20 protein-coding genes, 1 tRNA gene and 1 pseudogene are annotated in these 20,680 nt (G+C 63.3%); 10 read left to right on the forward strand and 12 right to left on the reverse strand.

What is annotated here, in order from left to right:
• Nucleotides 1–135: 135 nt before the first annotated feature.
• Together nodI and PW947_RS29065 are read left to right on the forward strand one after the other, a co-directional pair.
• A pseudogene (nodI, locus tag PW947_RS29060) lies at nucleotides 136–1,062 on the forward strand (nodulation factor ABC transporter ATP-binding protein NodI); the annotation flags it as partial.
• A gap of 61 nt (nucleotides 1,063–1,123) precedes the next feature.
• Complete coding sequence (locus PW947_RS29065; RefSeq protein ID WP_299635914.1) at nucleotides 1,124–1,954, forward strand: ABC transporter permease; 831 nt, start codon at nucleotides 1,124–1,126, stop codon at nucleotides 1,952–1,954.
• An 86-nt stretch (nucleotides 1,955–2,040) separates the two neighbouring features.
• On the opposite strand, the gene PW947_RS29070 is transcribed toward PW947_RS29065, so the two are convergent.
• The 3 genes from PW947_RS29070 to PW947_RS29080 all read right to left on the reverse strand — a co-directional run bounded on the left by PW947_RS29070 (nucleotide 2,041) and on the right by PW947_RS29080 (nucleotide 5,113).
• Entirely contained in the window at nucleotides 2,041–2,463 is a 423-nt protein-coding gene (locus tag PW947_RS29070; protein WP_299635916.1) for a hypothetical protein, read from the reverse strand.
• A gap of 337 nt (nucleotides 2,464–2,800) precedes the next feature.
• Nucleotides 2,801–3,853, reverse strand: a complete 1,053-nt coding sequence (locus PW947_RS29075) for a permease (protein ID WP_299635917.1) — start codon at nucleotides 3,851–3,853, stop codon at nucleotides 2,801–2,803.
• A 207-nt stretch (nucleotides 3,854–4,060) separates the two neighbouring features.
• A complete protein-coding gene (locus PW947_RS29080; RefSeq protein ID WP_299635919.1) occupies nucleotides 4,061–5,113 on the reverse strand; it encodes an NADP(H)-dependent aldo-keto reductase in 1,053 nt (350 codons plus the stop codon).
• 121 nt (nucleotides 5,114–5,234) lie between these two features.
• On the opposite strand from PW947_RS29080, the gene PW947_RS29085 reads away from it, so the two are divergent.
• A complete protein-coding gene (locus tag PW947_RS29085; RefSeq protein ID WP_299635921.1) occupies nucleotides 5,235–5,462 on the forward strand; it encodes a DUF3820 family protein in 228 nt (75 codons plus the stop codon).
• 62 nt (nucleotides 5,463–5,524) lie between these two features.
• Here PW947_RS29085 and cysC read toward each other — a convergent pair whose 3' ends face one another.
• Nucleotides 5,525–6,127 (reverse strand): adenylyl-sulfate kinase, encoded by a 603-nt coding sequence (cysC, locus tag PW947_RS29090; protein WP_299635923.1) that lies wholly within the window; start codon nucleotides 6,125–6,127, stop codon nucleotides 5,525–5,527.
• A complete protein-coding gene (locus tag PW947_RS29095) occupies nucleotides 6,124–7,662 on the reverse strand; it encodes a sulfotransferase (RefSeq protein ID WP_299635925.1) in 1,539 nt (512 codons plus the stop codon). Before PW947_RS29095 ends, cysC begins: the two co-directional genes overlap by 4 nt.
• Before the next feature lie 250 nt (nucleotides 7,663–7,912).
• Here PW947_RS29095 and PW947_RS29100 point away from each other — a divergent pair, with 250 nt between their 5' ends.
• Together PW947_RS29100 and PW947_RS29105 are read left to right on the forward strand one after the other, a co-directional pair.
• Entirely contained in the window at nucleotides 7,913–8,110 is a 198-nt protein-coding gene (locus PW947_RS29100; RefSeq protein WP_299635927.1) for a hypothetical protein, read from the forward strand.
• Between the two features lie 161 nt (nucleotides 8,111–8,271).
• Complete coding sequence (locus PW947_RS29105) at nucleotides 8,272–8,640, forward strand: glyoxalase superfamily protein (protein WP_299635929.1); 369 nt, start codon at nucleotides 8,272–8,274, stop codon at nucleotides 8,638–8,640.
• Between the two features lie 457 nt (nucleotides 8,641–9,097).
• On the opposite strand, the gene PW947_RS29110 is transcribed toward PW947_RS29105, so the two are convergent.
• Nucleotides 9,098–9,364, reverse strand: coding sequence for a hypothetical protein (locus tag PW947_RS29110; protein ID WP_299635931.1), 267 nt, complete (start codon nucleotides 9,362–9,364; stop codon nucleotides 9,098–9,100).
• Nucleotides 9,365–10,028: 664 nt separating this feature from the next.
• Between PW947_RS29110 and PW947_RS29115 the strand changes: the two genes are divergently transcribed.
• The 3 genes from PW947_RS29115 (at nucleotide 10,029) to PW947_RS29125 (ending at nucleotide 11,969) form a co-directional block, all read left to right on the forward strand.
• The gene (locus PW947_RS29115; RefSeq protein WP_299635933.1) at nucleotides 10,029–10,463 is read left to right on the forward strand and encodes a MipA/OmpV family protein; all 435 of its coding nucleotides are present in this window, start codon (nucleotides 10,029–10,031) and stop codon (nucleotides 10,461–10,463) included.
• Nucleotides 10,464–10,820: 357 nt separating this feature from the next.
• Complete coding sequence (dusA, locus tag PW947_RS29120) at nucleotides 10,821–11,810, forward strand: tRNA dihydrouridine(20/20a) synthase DusA (protein ID WP_299635934.1); 990 nt, start codon at nucleotides 10,821–10,823, stop codon at nucleotides 11,808–11,810.
• A gap of 83 nt (nucleotides 11,811–11,893) precedes the next feature.
• Nucleotides 11,894–11,969, forward strand: a tRNA-His gene (locus PW947_RS29125).
• 219 nt (nucleotides 11,970–12,188) lie between these two features.
• Here PW947_RS29125 and PW947_RS29130 read toward each other — a convergent pair.
• Nucleotides 12,189–13,139 carry a hypothetical protein gene (locus tag PW947_RS29130; protein ID WP_299635936.1) on the reverse strand — a complete coding sequence of 317 codons (951 nt, stop codon included), beginning with the start codon at nucleotides 13,137–13,139 and terminating at the stop codon, nucleotides 12,189–12,191.
• A 174-nt stretch (nucleotides 13,140–13,313) separates the two neighbouring features.
• Here PW947_RS29130 and PW947_RS29135 point away from each other — a divergent pair, with 174 nt between their 5' ends.
• Complete coding sequence (locus PW947_RS29135) at nucleotides 13,314–13,571, forward strand: hypothetical protein (protein WP_299635937.1); 258 nt, start codon at nucleotides 13,314–13,316, stop codon at nucleotides 13,569–13,571.
• A 135-nt stretch (nucleotides 13,572–13,706) separates the two neighbouring features.
• Here the strand turns inward: PW947_RS29135 and PW947_RS29140 are convergent, their stop codons facing one another.
• The 4 genes from PW947_RS29140 to ssuD all read right to left on the reverse strand — a co-directional run bounded on the left by PW947_RS29140 (nucleotide 13,707) and on the right by ssuD (nucleotide 17,016).
• Nucleotides 13,707–13,922, reverse strand: coding sequence for a molybdopterin-binding protein (locus PW947_RS29140; RefSeq protein ID WP_008922916.1), 216 nt, complete (start codon nucleotides 13,920–13,922; stop codon nucleotides 13,707–13,709).
• Between the two features lie 80 nt (nucleotides 13,923–14,002).
• On the reverse strand, nucleotides 14,003–14,965 hold the full coding sequence (locus tag PW947_RS29145) for an ATP-binding cassette domain-containing protein (RefSeq protein ID WP_299635954.1): 963 nt from the start codon (nucleotides 14,963–14,965) through the stop codon (nucleotides 14,003–14,005).
• Complete coding sequence (gene ssuC, locus PW947_RS29150; protein WP_299635956.1) at nucleotides 14,962–15,813, reverse strand: aliphatic sulfonate ABC transporter permease SsuC; 852 nt, start codon at nucleotides 15,811–15,813, stop codon at nucleotides 14,962–14,964. Before ssuC ends, PW947_RS29145 begins: the two co-directional genes overlap by 4 nt.
• A 45-nt stretch (nucleotides 15,814–15,858) precedes the next feature.
• Nucleotides 15,859–17,016 carry an FMNH2-dependent alkanesulfonate monooxygenase gene (gene ssuD / locus PW947_RS29155; protein ID WP_299635958.1) on the reverse strand — a complete coding sequence of 386 codons (1,158 nt, stop codon included), beginning with the start codon at nucleotides 17,014–17,016 and terminating at the stop codon, nucleotides 15,859–15,861.
• A gap of 498 nt (nucleotides 17,017–17,514) precedes the next feature.
• On the opposite strand from ssuD, the gene PW947_RS29160 reads away from it, so the two are divergent.
• Complete coding sequence (locus PW947_RS29160) at nucleotides 17,515–17,940, forward strand: hypothetical protein (RefSeq protein ID WP_299635960.1); 426 nt, start codon at nucleotides 17,515–17,517, stop codon at nucleotides 17,938–17,940.
• A gap of 68 nt (nucleotides 17,941–18,008) precedes the next feature.
• Here the strand turns inward: PW947_RS29160 and PW947_RS29165 are convergent.
• On the reverse strand, nucleotides 18,009–20,680 hold a 2,672-nt coding region (locus PW947_RS29165), incomplete at its 5' end, for a hypothetical protein (RefSeq protein WP_366146146.1).

Below are 20,680 nucleotides of genomic sequence, written 5' to 3' on the forward strand. Positions count from 1 at the left end.
GCGTTGCAATGCTGCAACGCACGCGCGCCCGCACGGCACCCGCAAAGCCGCGCCGGACAAGCATCGCAGCCCGCAGGCCCGGTGTGCGCGAAGCGTTTCATACCATAGAATAGGCAGCCCGATGTCCACCGGAACGCTTACCGCGCCATGTCAGACGCCGCCATCGAATTCCATCAGGTAAAAAAACATTACGGCGACAAGACCGTCGTCGATGGTTTGTCGTTTCATGTCGAGCCAGGCGAATGTTTCGGTTTGCTCGGCCCGAACGGCGCGGGCAAGACCACCACGCTGAGGATGCTGCTCGGCATCGCGTCGCCGGATGCGGGACGCATCCAGTTGTGCGGCGAACCGGTGCCGGCCCGCGCCCGTCATGCGCGAGCGCGGGTCGGCGTCGTGCCGCAATTCGACAACCTCGACCCCGACTTCACGGTCCGCGAGAATCTGCTGGTGTTCGGCCGCTACTTTGGACTGAGCGCCGCGCAAACCCGGGCGATGGTGCCGTCGCTGCTCGAATTCGCGCGGCTCGAAAACAAGGCGGACGCGCGGGTCGGGGAACTGTCGGGCGGGATGAAGCGGCGTCTCACGCTCGCGCGCGCGCTCGTCAACGATCCCGATGTGCTGATTATGGACGAGCCGACCACCGGCCTCGATCCGCAGGCGCGCCATCTGATCTGGGAGCGTTTGCGCTCGCTGCTCGCGCGCGGCAAAACCATCCTGCTCACCACCCATTTCATGGAAGAAGCGGAACGTCTGTGCAACCGCGTATGCGTGATCGAGGAAGGTAAAAAGATTGCCGAGGGCGCGCCGCGTGCGCTGATTGCGTCGGAGATCGGATGTGACGTGATCGAGATTTTCGGCCCGGACCCGGTGACACTGCGCGACGAACTCGCGCCGCTCGCGACCCGCACGGAAATCAGCGGCGAAACGCTGTTCTGCTATGTCGACGATGCCGCGCCGGTTCACGCGCGTCTCAAACAGCGCAACGACCTGCGCTATCTGCATCGACCCGCGAATCTCGAAGACGTATTTCTGCGACTGACCGGCCGCGATATGCAGGACTGATCCGCAAGCCAGCCTGTTCCCATAGCAACACAGCAACGCACCATCCACGCTCAGAACGTCCATGAACGCACGCACCGACACCACGCCGTCCGATCACGCCGCGCCCGCACTCGAACCGTTCGCGGCATTGCCGTCGAACGCGGTCAACTGGATCGCCGTGTGGCGGCGCAATTATCTGGTCTGGAAGAAGCTCGCGATCGCGTCGATGTTCGGCAATCTCGCCGATCCGATGATCTACCTGTTCGGTCTGGGTCTCGGGCTCGGCCTGATGGTGGGTCGAGTCGATGGCGTGTCGTACATCGCCTTTCTCGCGGCGGGCACGGTGGCATCGAGCGTGATGATGTCGGCGAGTTTCGAGGCGATGTATTCGGGCTTTTCGCGGATGCACGTACAGCGCACGTGGGAAGCGATCATGCACACGCCGCTGTCGCTCGGCGATATCGTGCTCGGCGAGGTGATCTGGTGCGCGAGCAAAGCGGTGCTGTCGGGCGCGGCGATCATGCTGGTGGCCGGCCTGCTCGGTTACGCGAACTTCCCGTCGACGCTGATCGCGTTGCCGGTGATCGCGCTGGCCGGTCTTGCGTTCGCAAGCGTCGCGATGATCGTGACCGCGCTCGCGCCATCGTACGATTTCTTTATGTTCTATCAGACGCTCGCGCTGACGCCGATGCTGCTGCTGTCCGGCGTATTTTTCCCGGTATCGCAATTGCCGGTGGTCGCGCAACACATCACCCATCTGCTGCCGCTATCGCACGCGGTCGATCTGATCCGGCCGGCGTTGCTCGGGCGGCCGCTCGATCACGCGGCGTTGCATGTCGGCGTGCTGGTCGCGTATGTGATCGTTGCGTTCGGCGTATCGGCGGTGCTGTTTCGCCGGCGCATGATGCGTTGATCGACGGCTTGCGGCGACGCAAAAACAAAGCGCCCCATCGGGGCGCTTTGTCATTCGATGCGTGCAACGATTGCACGTTTGCACGCTCAGTCTTCGTCGTCGGTCCACGGAATATCGACGTCGGAGATAAACGCGACCGTCGCAAACGGGCCGCCTTCCTGACGTCCGATCTTGCCGTCGGCGCGTTGCCATTCGACACGGAACAACGTGCCGGGATCGTCGGCGATGAGGCGGATCGTACGCACTTCGTCCGGATCGGAGTCTTCGACCGGGCCGTCGAGCGAGATCAGCAGTTCTTGCGGCCACAGGCCGTCAGCCGGATCGTAAATGCGATCGCCGTCGTTGATCAGCGTATGCGCTTCGACGCCGATAGTCGCCGATGCATCGACGATCATCTTGCCGAGTGCGCGCAGCAACGCAGTTGCCCGTGCCGAGTTGGCCTGGCGAATTGCGAGATCGCCGCGCGTCAATGCCTGTTCGAGTTTCGGATTAGTTTTTTGTTGCGCCATTCGATGTCCTGAGTCCAATCACTCCACTGTGAGCAACACATGTGCCGCTCATCTCATTTCGGGCTGAATCCTACCATTGGCGAACCCGACAGCCCGTCCGGCCATGCAAAATTTACCCGGCGCGAATGCGTTTTTCCGCAGCATCGACCAATGTAACGGCCGTGCGCCACGCGCACACGTTGTGCGGTTCGCGCTGCGCCGCCGCACCGTTCTGCCCGCCTCGGCGCGCATCGGCGCGCTTTTCGCCCGCTTGAATCGTCGCTTGCCTGTCCAGTGTAGGACGGGAATCGACAAGCGGCACGAAGAAAGGATACGCAATGCGACGTGCCGCGCGCGCTTAAAAGCCGAGCGCAATCGCGAGGCCGCCCGCGATCACACCGAAGCCGACCACCGCGAGCGCGACCACACTCAGCACGCGCGGCCGGAACGAGCGCGCGACCATCGCGAGCGACGGCACGCTGACGGGCGGCAAGGTCATCAGCAGCGCGCCGGCCGGGCCCACACCAATTCCGAGCGCGAGCATCGCCTGGACGATCGGCACCTCGCCCGCAGTCGGAATCACGAACAGCGTACCGGCAACAGCCAGTGCGACGATCCAGCCGATCTGGTTGCCGATGTCCGGCCCGATATGCGGAAACAGCCATGCGCGCGCGGCGCCGAGCAGCAGGATCAGCACGATATATTCCGGCACCAGCCGCACGGCCATCGCCAGAAAAATGCGGAACCAGCGCACGAACGCATTACCTTCGACGGGCGCACGCGCCAGCTGCGCGAGCTGGTCATCCGCCGCCTGGGCTTCTTCGGGCGTGACGAGCCGGTTCACCAGGTAACCGAGCCCGAACACCATCAGCACGCCGAGCGCGAGGCGCAGTCCTGCCCAATGCCAGCCGAGCACGAATCCCATAAACACCAGCGTAGCCGGATTCAGCACCGTATTGCCGAGCCAGAACGCGATCGCGCCACCCGGCGACGCATGACGCGCGCGCAGGCCGACCACGACAGGCGCCGCGCAGCAGGTGCACATCATGCCGGGAATCGCCAGCAGCCCACCGGCGGCGACGCTGCCGAAGCCGCTCCTGCCGAGCGCGCGCGCGATCCATTGCACCGGCAACAGCGCCTGCACTGCCGAGCCGAGCAGCAGGCCCAGCACCATCGCCTGCCAGATCGCCTTGCCGTAGGCGAGCGCATACGCGAGCGCGGCCGACAACGACGCCGCGGGCGGACTCGCCGACGTGCCCATCAGGATCGACTGACCGATCGAATGATGCGACGCCGCGACGAACGCGCGGTTGTAGTACGGGAACCACTTCACATAGAAAAGACCGACGACCGCAACGAGAACAAAGATCAGCCAGCCCGAGGCCGGCGCCGTTTGGCGTGTGGTATTCATGATCGTCTCAGCACGTGGGAACGAGGATGGATAGACGACATGCGCCGGAATGCCGGGCCCGTCGTCCGGGGTGACGCTGACAAAATTATTGCACGTCCGTGCGGCGCGCCGGAATCATCCGTTCGGCCAACGCTTCGTGCGGCCAAAAGAAAACGGCGGCCGTCACCGGAAGGTGACGGCCGCCGTCGGGACAGCGCGCTATCGCGGTTACGGCGCCGGATTCGGCTGCAACTGATGCAGCGCGTCGATTTCCGCGAGAATCTCGGCCGACAGCGTGATCTCCGCGCTGCCGATGTTTTCCTTCAACTGATCCATCGTCGTCGCGCCGATCAGATTGCTGGTCGTGAACTTGCGGCTGTTGACGAAGCCCAGCGCGAGTTGCGTCGGCGTCAGGCCATGCTTCTTCGCGAGTTCGACATAGCGCGTGATCGCCGCCAGCGCCTGCGGATTGCTATAGCGCTGGAAGCGTTCGAATAGCGTGATCCGCGCGCCGGCCGGACGCGCGCCGCCTTCGTACTTGCCCGTCAGCCAGCCGAATGCGAGCGGCGAATACGCGAGCAGGCCGATGCCGTCGCGATGCGTGAATTCGGACAGGCCGGTCTCGAACGTGCGATTCACGAGACTGTACGGATTCTGGATGCTGACGATACGCGGCAGGTTCAGCTTTTCGGCTGCGCGCAGGAATTGCGCGACGCCCCACGGCGTTTCGTTCGACACGCCGATATGACGGATCTTGCCTTCCTTCACGAGTTCGGCGAGCGCCGTCAGCGTCTCTTCGATGGGCACCGTGTACGGGTCGTCGACCCACGGATACGCATTGCGGCCGAAGGTCATCGTGCTGCGGTCGGGCCAGTGCAACTGGTACAGATCGACGTAATCCGTTTGCAGGCGCTTCAGGCTGTCGTTGAGCGCCTCGTTCAGATTCTTGCGGTCGAACTGGTTGGTCTCGCCACGCAGATGGCGCGGGTTGTGCGGCTGACGCGCCGGCCCGGCGATCTTCGTTGCGAGCACGATGCCGTCGCGCCGCGACGGGTTTTTCGCGAGCCACGTGCCGATATATTGCTCGGTACGGCCTTGCGTTTCGGGACGCGGCGGCACCGGATACATTTCGGCCGCGTCGATCAGCGTAACGCCGTGATCGAGCGCGTAACCGATCTGCGCGTGCGCGTCGGCTTCGGTATTCTGTTCGCCCCACGTCATCGTGCCGAGGCCGATCAGGCTGACCTGCACATCAGAGTCGCCGAGTCTGCGGTATTCCATCGAACTGTCCTGTGATTGAAAGTACGTAAACCTTGGACGTTATCATGTCGGCCGGCACTGTGCAGACATCGCGCCGTCGCGCGAATCCGCCCGCCTACAGCCTGCTTTCAATCACACGACGATGAATTCCGACCAACTCGAACTGCTGTTCACCCGCGAAATGCCCTACGGCAAATACAAGGGCCGCGCGATTGCCGACCTGCCGGGCCACTATCTGAACTGGTTTGCGAGCCAGGGCTTTCCGCCCGGCGAGATCGGGCGGTTGATCGCGCTGATGCACGAGATCGACCATAACGGTTTGTCGTCGCTGCTCGATCCGCTGCGTGAAAAACGCCGCGCACGGTCTTGAGCGCGGCGTGATCTGAGCTCACGTGAAGCGGCCCGCCGGCCGCAAACGTTGGCGCTGCGCGCCTAGCGAATCGCGCGTGGATGGCCGGCTTTGCGCGCGTCAGCCGTATCGCCGACGATGCCGCGCGCAACCAGATGCGCGAGCAACTGGTCGAGTGCCTCGTCGACGGACGTACGGTCAGTGGCAATCGCGACATCCGGCGTCGCCGGAACGTCGAACGGCCCGGAAATACCGGTGAAATCCGCAATCTCGCCGCGTCGCGCGCGGGCATACAGACCCTTCGTGTCCCGCGCTTCGCAGACCGCCAGCGGCGCATTGACGAATACTTCGACAAAGCCCGTTCCGACGATGTCGCGCGCCATCGCGCGATGCTGTGCTTCAGGCGAGATCACCGCGGCAATCGCGATAAAACCCTGCTTCTCGAACAGCGCCGCGACGTGCGCGACACGCCGCAAATTTTCGGTCCGATCCGCCGACGTAAAGCCGAGATCGGCATTCAGGCCCGTGCGCAACACATCGCCATCGAGCATCACGCACAGGCGGCCCATCGCGGCGATGCGCGCGTGAAGCGCGCGGGCGAGCGTCGATTTGCCCGCGCCCGACAAACCCGTCATCCACACGACGGCACCAGGCATCGATAAAGGCAATCCGGCTGCTTGATTCATTGTTGTTGTTCCCTGTTGATACATGTCGAGCCGGACGCCGGCTGCACGCCGAGTCCGTCATAAAGCGCCTGCAGCAGATGCGCGGCCGGACGACGCCGCGTGAGCGACGTGCGATATAGCGGCCGCCGCACCTGCGCCGAACTGGCCGTGCCGACCGGCCGCTCGGTCCGATGAAAGTCGAGACAGCGCGCGTCCCAGTCGAGACCGCAATGCGCGAGCATCGCGCGCACCGTACCGTCGATGTCGCCGATCAGATCTTCGTAGCTCACTTCGAGCATCACGCCGGGCGGCAACACGCGCCGCCAGTGCGCCATCAGCGCATCGTATGCACGGTAATAACGGCCCAGTTCGCCGAGATCGTAGCTAAACGGCACGTCATGGAACAACCGGCCAAAAATCGACAGACAGGTTTCGACTGGCGCGCGACGGCTATGGATAAAGCGCGCGTTGGGCAGCGCGAGGTGAATCAGTCCGACATTGATAAAGTTGAACGGATATTTATCGACGATCCGCGCATGACCTGCGACGTCCGGCACGGCGCATTGCAGCCGCGCCAGATAATCCGCGCCCAGCCCGCGCAACTGCGCCGCCGATGCGTCGTGCAACGCGCCGAACGGCAGCGGATCGTCGGGCCGCGTGACCGCGTGCATCAGCGCGGCGCCGAATTCCGGCCGCTCGCCCGCGCCGAACGCGTGCGGATGGCTGGCGATGATCTGCTCGATCAGCGTCGAACCCGAACGCGGCATGCCGACGACAAACACCGGCGCCGCCGACGGATCGCCGAGGCCGCGCTTAGCCGCAAGCGTCGGCGCGGTCACGAGGTTCGGCATCGCGTCGAACAGACCGAGCGTGGCCGCTTCGTCGTACTTCACGCGCGGCCGGTGCAGCGCGTTCGCCTTCAGAAAATGATCGAACGAACGGTCGGGCTGGCCGGCATCGTCGAGCGCCTGGCCGAACGCGAAATGCAGTTCGACCTGCCGTTCGACGCTCAGCGAGTCCGCCTGCGCGACGCGCTGTTCCATCGCGATAAAGCCGGGATCGTCCGCGCTGAGCCGCTTCGATTGCACCAGGTTGCGGTAGTACAAGGTGTTGTCGGGCGCGAGCGCGATCGCGCGGCGATACGCGTCGTGCGCGTCGTCGAAGCGGCCGAGCGCTTGCAGGCAGTTCGCGAGATTGTTGTACGAGCCGTCGAGTTGCGGATCGAGCGCGATCGCGTCGCGATAGGCATCCGCCGCCTGGTCGAGCCGCTGGGTCTGCTCGAACGCCCAGCCGAGATCGTGCAGCAGCAGCGCGCGTTGGCGCGACCCGGACGGCGCGAGCGCGATGGCCGCGCGGTAATGCGCGAACGCGTCGTCGAAACGTGACTGCTGCATCAGCACCGCGGCGGCCGCAGCCGGAACGGATGCGTCGCGCGGACGCGCGAGCGCCGCGCGCGCGAAGCAGTCGAGCGCGTCGTCGAGCCGGCCGCCGGCCGCGCTGGCCTGACCTTCGGCCAGCCAGTCTCGCGCGGCATCGGGCTGACGGTCTGGATTCATGCGTGCTTCGTTTCGTGCGGCATCGGGACGGAAAAGTCGGGCCACGGGCAATATCGCCCGTGCTTGTCTGCGCAAAACTAACAGGATTGCGACATCAGGTCGATTTTCGAATCTGTCCGACTGTTACAACGTGATGAAGTTGAAAGGCCTGCCGGCATGCGCCGCAGCGCACAAAAACCCCCTTCCCGCTTTCTGACACGTCATTTGAAAGTGCTACGATAAATCGCCCGCAACGACTTTGGAGAACGCGATGTCCAGCTCATTGAGTCCAGAAGCGATCGAGACGTTACGCCGTCTCGATCAGGTGGGTGTCGGTCAGGCCGCGCTCGCCTGTGCGCCGCGGATCGCCGCGGAATTGCTGGCAACCGGCCTCGCCGCCGAAGCGTCCGGCGGCGAACTCGAGATCACCCATCGCGGCGAGCAATATCTGTCCAGCGGATTCGAATGATGTGTTTTGGGGGGCTGCGTGAAGTGGCGTGGTGTGGCGGGTGTGGCGTTAAGCCGGACGGAACCGGCACGCTGCGCGGATGAAGTGCGCAGTTCGCGGCGCGCCGCCGCATGCTCCGATACACTCGGTTTCCCCGCCCAGCAGGCCTCAAGGAGCAATGTGTGTATCTGTCAGCCGCCGTGCCGATCTTGCGGATCTTTTCAGTCGAGAAAGCGAAAGAGTTTTATGTCGACTTTCTCGGATTTACGCTCGACTGGGAACACCGGTTCGACGAAACCTTCCCGCTTTACGCACAGGTTCGCCGTGACGGCCTCACCATCCATCTGAGCGAGCATCACGGCGACGCCACACCCGGCTCGACGATCTTCGTCACCGTCGAGGATATCGGCGCATTGCACGCCGAACTGTCCGGGAAAGCTTACCGTTACGCGAAACCGGGCGTCGAACCGCTGCCGTGGGGCAAGGTGCTCGAAGTCACCGATCCATTCGGTAACCGCATCCGTTTCTGCGATCCGTCGCACGGCGGATAGAGCGGTTCGCGGCGCAGTCGACGGTCCGGATGACCGGGTCTCCGGCGTCCCGCCCAGATGCTTTTCGCTTTTCGCGTGTCGCAAATGAAAAAGCCGCCGCCAGGCTTGAGGGTCCTGGCGGCGGCTTGCCGCTCGTCGAATGCTAACTGCGTACTGCCTGATGCTAACTGCTGATACGACTCTCTACTGCCGACTGCACATACTGCAAACTGCAATTACTCACTCGCGGCTGACTGCAGACAACCCTGCTGCACAGCCTTGCCGCTTGATCCCGCTTCAACACGCTGTTTCAAACTGCGTACTGCAACTGCAACTTCGATTTCAACTGCGAACTGCGGACTGCAAATACGACTTCGACTTCGTCTTCAAACTCAACTGCTAACTACGACTGCAACTGCTAACGGCTGACGAGCGGTCCTGCAGAGCGTGTGGCTTTTTTTCGTGGACTGCGTTCGGCTTACTGGCCGAAGAACACCGAGCCCGGGCCGCTTGCCGGATGACGGCTGCCCGATTGCGACGACGCGTTGTTCACGCCGCCGTATGCGTTGTTCGATGCGGCTGCGCGCTCAGCGGCAACCGTTTGTGCGTTCTGGCCTTGTTGCGATGCCGGTGCGCCGACGTTCGGACGGTAAAACGGAGCCGGACCGTAGCCGCTGGCGAAAGCCGGTGCAGCGAGCGTGGCGGAAGCAGCGACGAGAACAGCAGCAATGATCTTGGTCTTCATGGTGGACTCCAAATGCGTTACGACTTCGGTTCAGGAAGATGTCGCGAGTGAGGCGGAAAGCTGTGTTCGCGTCATCGATGAACCTAGTGTATTCCCTTACTATCGGAAATTTGTATCGATAATCGGAAATAACTATTCTGTTCAGGAGAACAATCTTCCGGCGCAAGCCCCAAAGGGTTTACCCGTGGTTCGACCCTTTTGACGTATTCAGATGGCACGCAGCTTGCTTGGCGAAATCGGCCATCTAATGGCGTTTTTGGACAGGTTCTGGTGATCACCGGGTGGCGTGTGGGCGTCGGATTTGTGCGCGCTGCGGCTTGGTTTTTCGCGTCGTGCCGTGACGCTTTTGCGCGCGATAGCAACGGAAAGCCATGGTCGATCGGCTCGTCGGCGAGCAGATTCCTTACGTGGCGAAGGTCGACGCGATCGTCGATGAAGCGATCCAGATTTACGTGCGTAGTTAGCAACCGGCAATTAGCACTTAAGCGGGCTGGCTTCGATATGCGACTGGCATTGCCAGACGCATTGAATAGCCGCATCAATCGCCTACCGCAGTACGACAGAGCTGAATCCGGTGTCATCACCTGTGCACTTCGCGTGCTCGATCCACCGTCGCGGAACGGCGAATGACGCCATCCGTCATTCTTGAACCTATCGATCTCTTATGCGTCTTTTCAGACGCACTTCAGTACCGCTCGTGTTATCCATTTCCGCACTATCTGCCGTCGATAATTGCGCCTATGCAGCGGGCAATTCCATCGAGGACGATGCAGGCAACGTGTACGACAACACATGGAGGTTTCATCTGGGTATCGGCGCGATGAGCGTGCCGAAATACCCTGGCGCCAGCGACCGGGAATTTCAGGCGGCACCTGCGATCGGCGCAACGTACGGGCGCCTCTTCATGGGTGCATCCGACGTGTCCCCGACCGTCCCGTTCGGCACGGGCATGTTTCTCTATCGCTATCAGCACTGGCAAGCAGGCGTTGCATTGTCTTACGACCTCGTCAGCCCTCGCGAAGAATCGGATGACGAACACACGTTGCATGGTCCCGGCGACGTAAAGAAAACCGCACACGCAACCTTGTTCGGTCGATAGCGACAGCCCGATCGTCGGCTCGAAAGCCCAGTTCAGCGCGGGTGTGTTCGCCGGCTACCAGCTCTGAACAGCCGACGCGCGCCCGACGATCCGCTTCGCGGGTTGTGAGCGCGTGTCGTGTCGAGGCCCGGGCGGACCGTCCCATCCGGCATCGGACGGATCCGGGCGGGGTGTCGTATACTTCTATGCTTGCATTTTCGCTGCGCGACCCTTCCCTATTTCGGCGGTGCTACACGAGCCGGTTGCGGTGCTACACGTAGCATCGCACTGGAAAAAACCTCGGATATCACCCAAAAACCAGTTGGAAGCGCGCGTTGCCGCAATGCCCGTCAAACCTCGCTGTGAAGCCGTAAGTCAATGAAATCAAGCCCCCGCCGCGTTTCCGTAGCTCCGATGATGGACTGGACTGACAGACACTGTCGGTCGTTGCATCGGATTCTGTCCCGCCATACGTGGCTCTATACAGAGATGGTTACCACAGGCGCCCTCCTCCACGGCGACGTGCCGCGTCATCTGGCGTTCACGCCGGAAGAAGCGCCGGTCGCGCTTCAACTGGGCGGCAGCGAACCGGCCGACCTCGCGCGCGCGGCCAAACTCGGCGAACAATGGGGCTATGACGAGATCAACCTGAATTGCGGCTGCCCGTCGGAGCGCGTGCAACGCGGCGCGTTCGGCGCGTGCCTGATGAACGAGCCGCAACTCGTCGCCGATTGCGTGAAGGCGATGCGCGATGCGGTGTCGGTACCCGTGACGGTCAAGCATAGGATCGGCGTCGATGCGGTCGAAGACTACACATTCGTTCGCGACTTCGTCGGCACGATCGCGGATGCGGGCTGCGAGGTCTTTATCGTGCACGCGCGCAACGCGATCCTCAAAGGCCTCAGCCCGAAAGAGAACCGCGAGATTCCGCCGCTGAAGTACGAGTACGCGTATCAGTTGAAGCGCGACTTCCCGCATCTGGAGATCCTCATCAACGGCGGCATCAAGACGCTCGATGAAGTCGAACAGCATCTGCAACACGTCGATGGCGTGATGCTCGGACGCGAGGCGTATCACAACCCGTTCGTGCTCGCGGACGTCGACGCACGCTTCTATGGCGCCACGCACGACGCGCTGACGCGCGAAGAAGCCGAAGCGAAGCTGATCGAGTATTGCGCAGCCGAACTGGCGCGCGGCACCTTCCTCGGCTCGATCACCCGACACGCACTCGGCTTGTATCGCGGCGTCGCCGGTGCACGCGGATGGCGTCGTGTGCTGTCCGACAACAAGCAACTTGCAAAGGCCGATCTCGCGATTTTCGACGAGGCCCGGAAGCATCTGCGAGAGCCCGCAGAAATTTTTGAATAAAGGGCTAGGCAAACGCAATATGCGTTTGTATAATCTTGCTTCTTGATTGACGAGCAGTAAGCAAGTCAAGAAACGAAACAGTGGTGGCTGTAGCTCAGTTGGTAGAGTCCAGGATTGTGATTCCTGTTGTCGTGGGTTCGAGCCCCATCAGCCACCCCAAAGAATACAAGCGGTTCGCCGCGATAGCTTGCTTCCACATGTGGAAGACAAGATTTAAAAAAAGCCCGCATATGCGGGCTTTTTTTTCGTCTGAATCCCGAATCCTGAAGTCGCTGGTCACGACTGCGCGCTAAAGAATAATCAAGCGCTTAGCGCTCAACTAAAGATTGAGTGCAATACGAAAGCAAATCTCGCACTGCACCCCACCAGCCCGTCGAATCACGACTCCCCTTGCGCGTCACCGATCACCGACAACATATTCTTCAGCATCCGGACTTCCATCTCTTTCGAGAAATGGTCTCTGAGCATGATCAGGTGATTGTCGCCGAGCGTCAGATCGTATCGATCGATGTCGTTCACCTTCTTCAGCACGGCATCCATAAACCTCACCAGGTCGCCTGAGTCGATCGACTCGAAGATCGGCGGATTCCAGTACTCGCGGCCGCCTTGTCCGTTGTAGCCGATGACGAAATTCCCCGCCAACGCAGCTTCGACCGGGGGAACCGGCAAGCCTTCAAAATCGGAGAACGCGAGAAAGATCCGAGATTTCGCCAGCGTCGTCGCGACCTCGACTTCCGACATGTTTTCGATCGGCACGACACGCCAGTTCTCAGGCAACCGTTCTTCCAGCAAAGGAACGAGGACAGAGCTGTGCAGCTTCATCTTCCTCGGCATGTAGGTAATGATGTTTTCTTTCTCGCCGGGCGCGAACAATGCGCTGTCGACGGAATAGATCACCCTGATGACCTTGTCGATGTGCTGCGGGAAAAACTGGAACACGCAGCGTATCGCGTCGTCGCTGATGCAGATGATGTGCTTCGCGCCGGCATAGCACTCGCGCGCTTCCTGCTGCGAAATGCTCTCGGTCACCAGATAGCCGTTCTGCACGAAGATCGCGTACTCGACGCCCGCGTCTTTCAGACGCCGCCACGAATCGAAAACGACACTCTCCGCGAGGATGACCAGATCGCTGTCAGGATCGAATCCGTATTCGGTCCGGATCTTCGCGTTATGGGGAAACCAGTCCACCGTATCGGCTTCGATCGGGCGGTCGTAGTAGATCTCCGATTGACCGCCCAGTGTATTGATCAGCTCGCTATGTCGATGAATGACCTTGATCCCGCCGATCGGCCGATTGATCCTGGGACAGAAATAGATGATGTTTTTCATGACTAACCGGTGATTCCTACGCAATACGTGAGTCCGGCGGCAAGGATACCGCGTCGCCCCTGGCGGTACAACACAGCGACCTGAGCGAATCTTTCCCCCCGCGCCAGGTCTACCCGAGCACACACTCACCGGCCTTCGCTCCGAGCCAACGGCCGACCCGCCCAGGAGGACACGATGACCCTGCTCCCGCAACGCCGTCTCCGCCCTTGCGTCAGCGCCGCGCTTTGCGCGTGCGCGCTGGCCGCCGCACCGATCCACGCGCAAACGGCGTCGAAAGACGTCGGTGCGTCGATGGTGAAGCCGCCCGATGCCGCGTCGTCGGCGGCGACGAATCCGCACAATCCGGACAACATGCCGATCAAGAAGCCAGCCAAACCGCCCCATGACGCGATAAGCCGCACCCCGCCCGCCAGCGCCGCCAACGCCAAATAGCCCGACCCGGCGTCGCCTCCCGGCACGACCTGAATCGTCGGTCGGCGCAATAAAAAACAGGCCGTCAGCGAATCCGCTGCGGCCTGTCTATCTAGTACTACGTCCACGCCTACGCTTGCGCGCGGCGCGCGCGCGTCACAGTCGCGCGATCGACACCTCGGTCGATTTGACCAGCGCGACCACTTCCGAGCCGACCTTCAGTTCGAGTTCGTCGACCGATCGCGTCGTGATAACCGACGTTACGATCCCGAACGGCGTTTCGACGTCGACTTCGGACACGACCGAGCCACGGATGATTTCCTTCACTTTGCCCTTGAACTGGTTACGTACGTTGATTGCGGAAATGCTCATAGCGGATGACTCCAGTAGATCGCCCGGATAGCCGGGCAGCGCGATTGGCTAAGGTTGCTCGAATGGTGTGAAACTCGGATTCAGATCGCCCAACGCACATCGGTCGGGCGACGGTTGCGCGATTCGCCGGACGGATCGGCCGGGTCGAATGCTTCGAACGCTTCGAACGTATGCGGATCGTCGTTCGGCGCGGTTTGCAGCACGCGGCGCAATACATGGTCTTCGAGCGCGGCGAATCCCGCCGACGCACGCGCTCGCGGCCGCGCCAGCGGCACCGGCTGATCGAGCGCGACGCGTCCGGCTTCGATCAGCAGAATCCGGTCGCCGAGCGCCACCGCTTCATGCACGTCGTGCGTGACGAGCAACGCGGTAAAGCGATGCTCGCGCCACAGCCGCTCGATCAACGCGTGCATTTCGATCCGCGTCAACGCGTCGAGTGCGCCGAGCGGTTCGTCGAGCAACAGCAACTGCGGCCGATGCACCAGCGCACGCGCCAGCGCAACGCGCTGCCGCTGTCCGCCCGACAGTTGCGCGGGCCAGTCGTTCGCACGATCCGCGAGACCGACTTCGGCGAGCACCGCGCGCGCATCCTCGCGCGCACTGCGCGGCAACCCGAGCATCACGTTGTTCAGCACCGACTTCCACGGCAGCAGACGCGCGTCCTGAAACATGATTCGCGTGTCGAGCGGCGCACCGTCGGCGGCCCGTTTGTCGAGCGCGCCCGCGCTCACGTCTTCCAGACCGGCGACGAGGCGCAGCAACGTCGATTTGCCGCAGCCGCTGCGTCCGACGATCGCCACGAAACTGCCGCGCGCGATCTTCAGATTCACATCGGACAGCACCGTGCGCTCGCCGTACTGCTTGCCCACGCCTCGCAACACGACCGCCGCGTCGGCGGTTGCCTCGGCCGTCGCCACCCGCGCATTCGCCACACGTCCTGCGTCACGTACATCACGCACGTCACGCGCAGCGTCGCCCTGCCCGCTGCGTGACACACCGTTCACCGCGCGCAAATGATCGCGCGTCGTCGTCGGACTGCTCATACTTTTGCTCCTCGCTGATACGCGGGATGCCAGCGCAGCGCGACCCGCTCGAGCGCCTTGGCGAGCATGTCGGCGATCTTGCCGAGCGCCGCGTATAGCAGAATCCCAACCACCACCACGTCCGTTTGCAAAAACTCGCGCGCGTTCATCGTCATATAGCCGATGCCCGATTGCGCCGAGATCGTTTCGGCGACGATCAGCGTCACCCACATCAGCCCGAACGCGAACCGCACGCCGACCAGAATCGACGGCAACGCGCCCGGCAGAATCACGTCGCGATACAGCGCGAAACCGCGCACGCCGTAACTGCGCGCCATCTCGATCAGGTTGCGGTCCACCGAGCGAATGCCGTGATACGTATTCACGTAGACCGGAAAAAACACCCCGAGCGACACCAGAAACACCTTCGCTTCTTCCTCGATCCCGAACCACAGGATCACCAGCGGAATCATCGCCAGCGCGGGAATGTTGCGGACCATCTGCACAGTCGAATCGAGCGCGACTTCGGCGGGACGGAACAGGCCGGTCGCGAGTCCGAGCACGAGGCCGATCCCGCCGCCCACCGCAAAGCCCGACACCGCGCGCCATGTGCTGACCTTCACGTCGGCCCACATTTCACCGGACTGGATCAAGGTCCATGCCGCCTTCACGACCGCGAGCGGTTCGGGCAACACGCGCGACGACAACGCGCCGCTGCGCGCCGCCGCTTCCCATGCAATCAGGATCAGTAAAGGCACGAGCCACGGCGCGAGTTGCGCGCCGGCCTGACTGATCCGCCTGGACAGCCATGACGGCGACGATGTGCGCCGCGCCGTCACGCCGCCGGAATATTCACTGGTTCGGGTCATGCTGTTTTCTTACTCCTTCGAGACGTCGGGAACGGGCGAATCCGTTCAGCTCTGCGCGGTGTTCGGCAGATAGTGATTGGCGACGACTTCGCCGAACGGCCCCGACAACGGACCGCCCGACGCCGCGCGCTGCCGGCCGGGCAACAGCGGGAACACCAGTTCGGCGAAGCGGTACGCTTCTTCCAGATGCGGATAGCCGGACAGGATGAACGTGTCGATGCCGAGATCGCGATACTCCTGCATCCGCTCGACCACCTGCTGCGGACTGCCGACCAGCGCCGTGCCCGCGCCGCCACGCACCAGACCGACGCCCGCCCACACGTTCGGATACACCTCCAGCTCCGCGCGACCGCCGCGCTTGCCGCCGTGCAGCGCAGCCATCCGGCGCTGTCCTTCGGAATCCATCTTCGAGAACGACGCCTGCGCACGCGCGACGGTTTCGTCGTCGAGCTTGCTGATCAGCTGATCGGCGGCGGCCCACGCTTCTTCTTCCGTCTCGCGGACGATCACGTGAAAGCGGATCCCGAAGCGAATCGTCCGGCCGAACTTCGCGGCCCGCGCGCGGATGTCGGCGATCTTCGCGGCGACGGCCGCGGGCGGCTCGCCCCAGGTCAGATACGTATCGATATGCTCGCCGGCCATCTCGTGCGCCGCCGCCGACGAACCGCCGAACCACAGCGGCGGATACGGCGCCTGCACCGGCGGATACATCACCTTGCCGCCCTTCGTCGTCAGATGCTTGCCGGCGAAATCGACCGGTTCCTTCGTATGCGACGCGCTCAGCAACTTGCGCCAGATATGCAGGAATTCGTCGGTGATCTGGTAGCGCGTGTCGTGATCGACGAACACGCCGTCGCCTTCGAGTTCGACGGCATCGCCGCCCGTCACCACGTTGATCAGCAGGCGTCCGCCCGACAGCCGGTCGAACGTCGCGGCCATCCGCGCCGACAGTCCCGGCAACGACAGGCCCGGCCGCACGGCGACCAGGAACTTCAGCCGCTTCGTGACGGAAATCAGGCTCGACGCGACCACCCATGCGTCTTCGCACGAACGGCCGGTCGGCAGCAGCACGCCGTCGTAACCGAGGTTGTCGGCGGCTACCGCGATCTGCTGGAAGTACGCGTGATCGACGGCGCGGGCACCTTGCGTGGTGCCGAGATAACGGCTGTCGCCGTGAGTCGGAATGAACCAGAACACATTCATCTGCTGCTCCTGCCTGTTCGGGACAATTGAAAGAAACGCGTTCACAACAGGTGTGCGAGCGCCTGCACGGCGCCAATTCGCCACGCATGAAATCGGTGATAAACGGGAAACGCGATACCGCGTTGCGAGCGCCGTCGCCGACGGTCGTCGCATCGGCGCGCGCTGTGACGCAGACCTCGCGCGGCATACGACGCTGTTGCCAGCGCGGCCACCGCAACGGTCTGCATGGGAAAAGAGTCTAGGGAGCGGCCTCGGGCGCGTGAACGATTTTTTTTAGCTTAGGTTTTCCACTTTCGTGATTAGCCTGACGCTAAAGCATACGGACCACGGACGGAAATACGCGCACCGCTGTGGTGAAAAACCCTTTAAACGCCGCCGATTCCGCTTCGAACGCGCAGACGACGGTCTATATAATGACGCACGTTTTTTCGATAATCCCGCACGGGCCGCGCATTCGATTCGCCGGACGTGCGTTGTCAGGTTCTAGCGGTGCAACGCATGCAAAAAATTATTCTGCCGTTGGTGTCCGGTTTTCTCGCATCGCTGTTTTTCCATGAATCGACCCTGGCGCTGCTGCACGCCGCCGGTCTGATCGATCCCACCGGTTTTTCCACCGCGCCGTTCCAGCCGTTCGGCTTTCCGGAGTTCATTGCAAACGCGGTATGGAGCGCGGTGTGGGCGGTGTTGATGGCGTGGCTGCTGCGGGTGTCGCCCGAACGCGCCGCGCCGTGGGTGCCCGCTTTCGTGTTCGGCGGCATCGCGCTGACGGCCGCGAGCGTGTTCGTGGTCGATCCGTTGCGCGGCATCTGGCCGAGCGGCAACATGCTGCCGCGCCTCGCGGTCGGTTTCGCGGCCAATGCGATGTGGGGCTGGGGCGCGCTGGTGTTCATGCGTGCGTTCATGGCCTTCGACGACCACGAATAAATCCTGCGATGCAAGCGCGGTGAAAGGCGGCGTCCGGGGCCGCCTGAGCGCGTCCGATCCCGCCCGACCTAATGCGCGGCTGTCTGCGCGACGACCTTCGCCGCCGCCGACGGCGACCCCGGCGAGAAGCGATACATCATCACCTTGCCGTGCCAGTCTTCCTCGACGAACACCAGATACTCGCCCGACTCCAGCCGATGTGCGCTCACCGGCATCGCCACGTCGATCGTGCCGCTGGTCGCGCCCACTTCCGCGGCCGGCGCGAGATGACCTGATTCCCGTCCCGTATCGCGATCGTAGACGGTGACCACACCGGTCATCGATTCCACCGCGAACACGTAATCGCCCGCCACGGTAAAGCCCGCCATCAATTGCGTATGGTCCGGCCCGCGATCGGGCCAGTCGATCGTATAGCGCATCGCCGGACCGCTGCGCCAGTGGTCGTAGCGCACCAGCGTCGAACCGCCCCCCTGCCCGTTGGCGGGATTGAACGGCCGCTCCGGCGTCGAACCGCTCAGATACATGGTGTCGGTTTCCGGGTTGTACAGAATCCGCGCGAGACGCGTAAAACGCGTCGGCATCGGCAACGTGCGCATCGACGCAAACTTGTAGACCGGATTGCCGAGCTTGTCGAAACCCTGCATCGGAAAATAGCGGATGCCCTGATCGACGGTGGCCTGCCACACGTCGCCGCGACTATCGACCCACCAGCCGCCCACTTTCGGCCCCACGTCGGGAATCATCGTGTCGTTCTGGTCGAAATCCGTCGGCGCGAAACGGCCCTTGCCGGCCCCGTCGCGCCAGATCCAGTCGCCGCGCGCGGGCTGGTTCGGCGGCCACGCGCCCGCGATATGCGCGCGCGAAAACATCCCCGACGGAATCGCGATTTCACTGCCCGGCTCGAAACGATAAATGCGCAGCGTGTCCGACACCGGATCGATCGTATAGAGCAGCCGATGTCCGTTCACGTCGCGCACGAGCGGCGTGCCGCGCTGGCCGTCGGCCAGATTCAGCGAAGGATCGTACGGATAGCGGAAACGGTCCGTGGTGAAGCCGGCGTAACGCCACTCCTGACCGGGCGGACGCGTCAGATCGACGGTAAAGCGCTTGCCGCCGGTATAGACCGATGGCGTTTCGCCATCGACGTATTGCGCGCCGTCCACGAACAGCAAGCCTTGCAGGCTGAAGCGCTGGGTGCCGTCCGGCGTGTAGCTTTCGAGCAGCGCGCCCGCCGTGCTGGTCACTTCATCGGTGCGATACGCGCGCGGGCCGCGCCCGTTCATCGCAACGTAGACATTGCCCGCGCGATCCACGCCCACGCCGGTCAGTCCGTTAAAGCGCAGCGGTCCGGGCGCGCCGACCTTACCGCTGTAGATGCCGCCCAGTTCGCCGACCGTCGAACTCAGCTGCATCGGCAGGTTTTCGCGCATCAGCTGCGCGCTTTCCGTCGATGCGCCCGCCGCGCCGACCCGGCCCTTACCGGCCGTGAACACCAGCACCTGCTGACGCGGCCCGTTATCGGCGACATACAGACGGCCTTGCTGATCGACCGCGAGATCGACCGGCACCGCGTTCGGCGGCAGATTCAACGCGCCGATCACGCCACCGCCCGGCAGATGATGGACGACGCGACGCCCGGCCATCGCCCGGCTCTTCTCGATCGCCCACAGCGTGCCGTCCGGCGCGAGCGCGAGCTTGCCCGGCTGCGGCACCGGATAGCCGCCGACCGCCTGCATCGTGCGCGGATCGTAGATATCGATCCGGTTGTCGCGCTGATTCGACACGTACAGATGCGTCGCGTCGGCGGCGAGCCCGCGAATCGCGAAGTCGTCGGTATCGGCGGCTTTCCACATCACGCGCATCGCGATCGGCACGTTCGGCCACGGCACCTGGCCGTCGAACGGCATCGGCTTGCGCAGATCGCCGCGGCTGCGTCGCGCGACGCCGTACCAGATCTCGCCCTGATGCGGCAGATTCTTCTGCGCCGCGACGACATCGCCCAGGCTCGTCACGCTTTGCGCAGTGAACACGTAATCGTCGTTGAACGCGATCGCGTCGCCGCCGGTACGTCCCCAGTCGTGCGTTTCGTTGCCGTGCTGAACCAGTTGACCGTCGCGATACCGGCCGACTTCGCCGCCGCCTTCGTCGTACGGCGTATTGGTCAACACCTCGCCATCGGGCGTGACGGCGATCGCCTGAATGTCGATCTGCATCCAGCGCTGGTTCGCGAAGCCCCACGTGTTGCCGATCCACGAATTGCGATACGACAGCGACGGCCGCGCCGACACCGGTGTCGGCGTTGCGCGACCCGCCGACGCGAGCGCCGGAAACACCGTTTCCGCCGCGACCTTCGCCGCCGACGCAATCTCGGCCGACTGCGCGACCGCACGCGCCGACGCCCGTGCCGACGGCGTCGACGGCGACGAAGACGTGGCCGGAGGAATCGACGTCGAAGTCGATGCAGTCGCGGTCGCCGCCGACGGCGACGTGACGTCTGCCATCGGTGTGGCCTGGGCCAGTTGCACGGCATCCGCCGACGACACCGCCGACACCGGCGGCAAGGTCGTGCGCACCGGTTCGAGCGGCGCCGCGCCGTTGCCGGAATCGCTGGTGCTGGCAAGCTTGATCGTGCCGCAGACCACGCTGCCGCTCGGCGCCTTGCCGCGCGCCACGGCCTGCGCGGACGGCAACGGGCCATTGTCGTTGCCGGCCAGCGCAAACAGCAGCGCCACGGCCGGTA

Origin of the sequence: Paraburkholderia sp. (assembly GCF_028283785.1) — a bacterium.
Classification (GTDB): Bacteria; Pseudomonadota; Gammaproteobacteria; order Burkholderiales; family Burkholderiaceae; genus Paraburkholderia.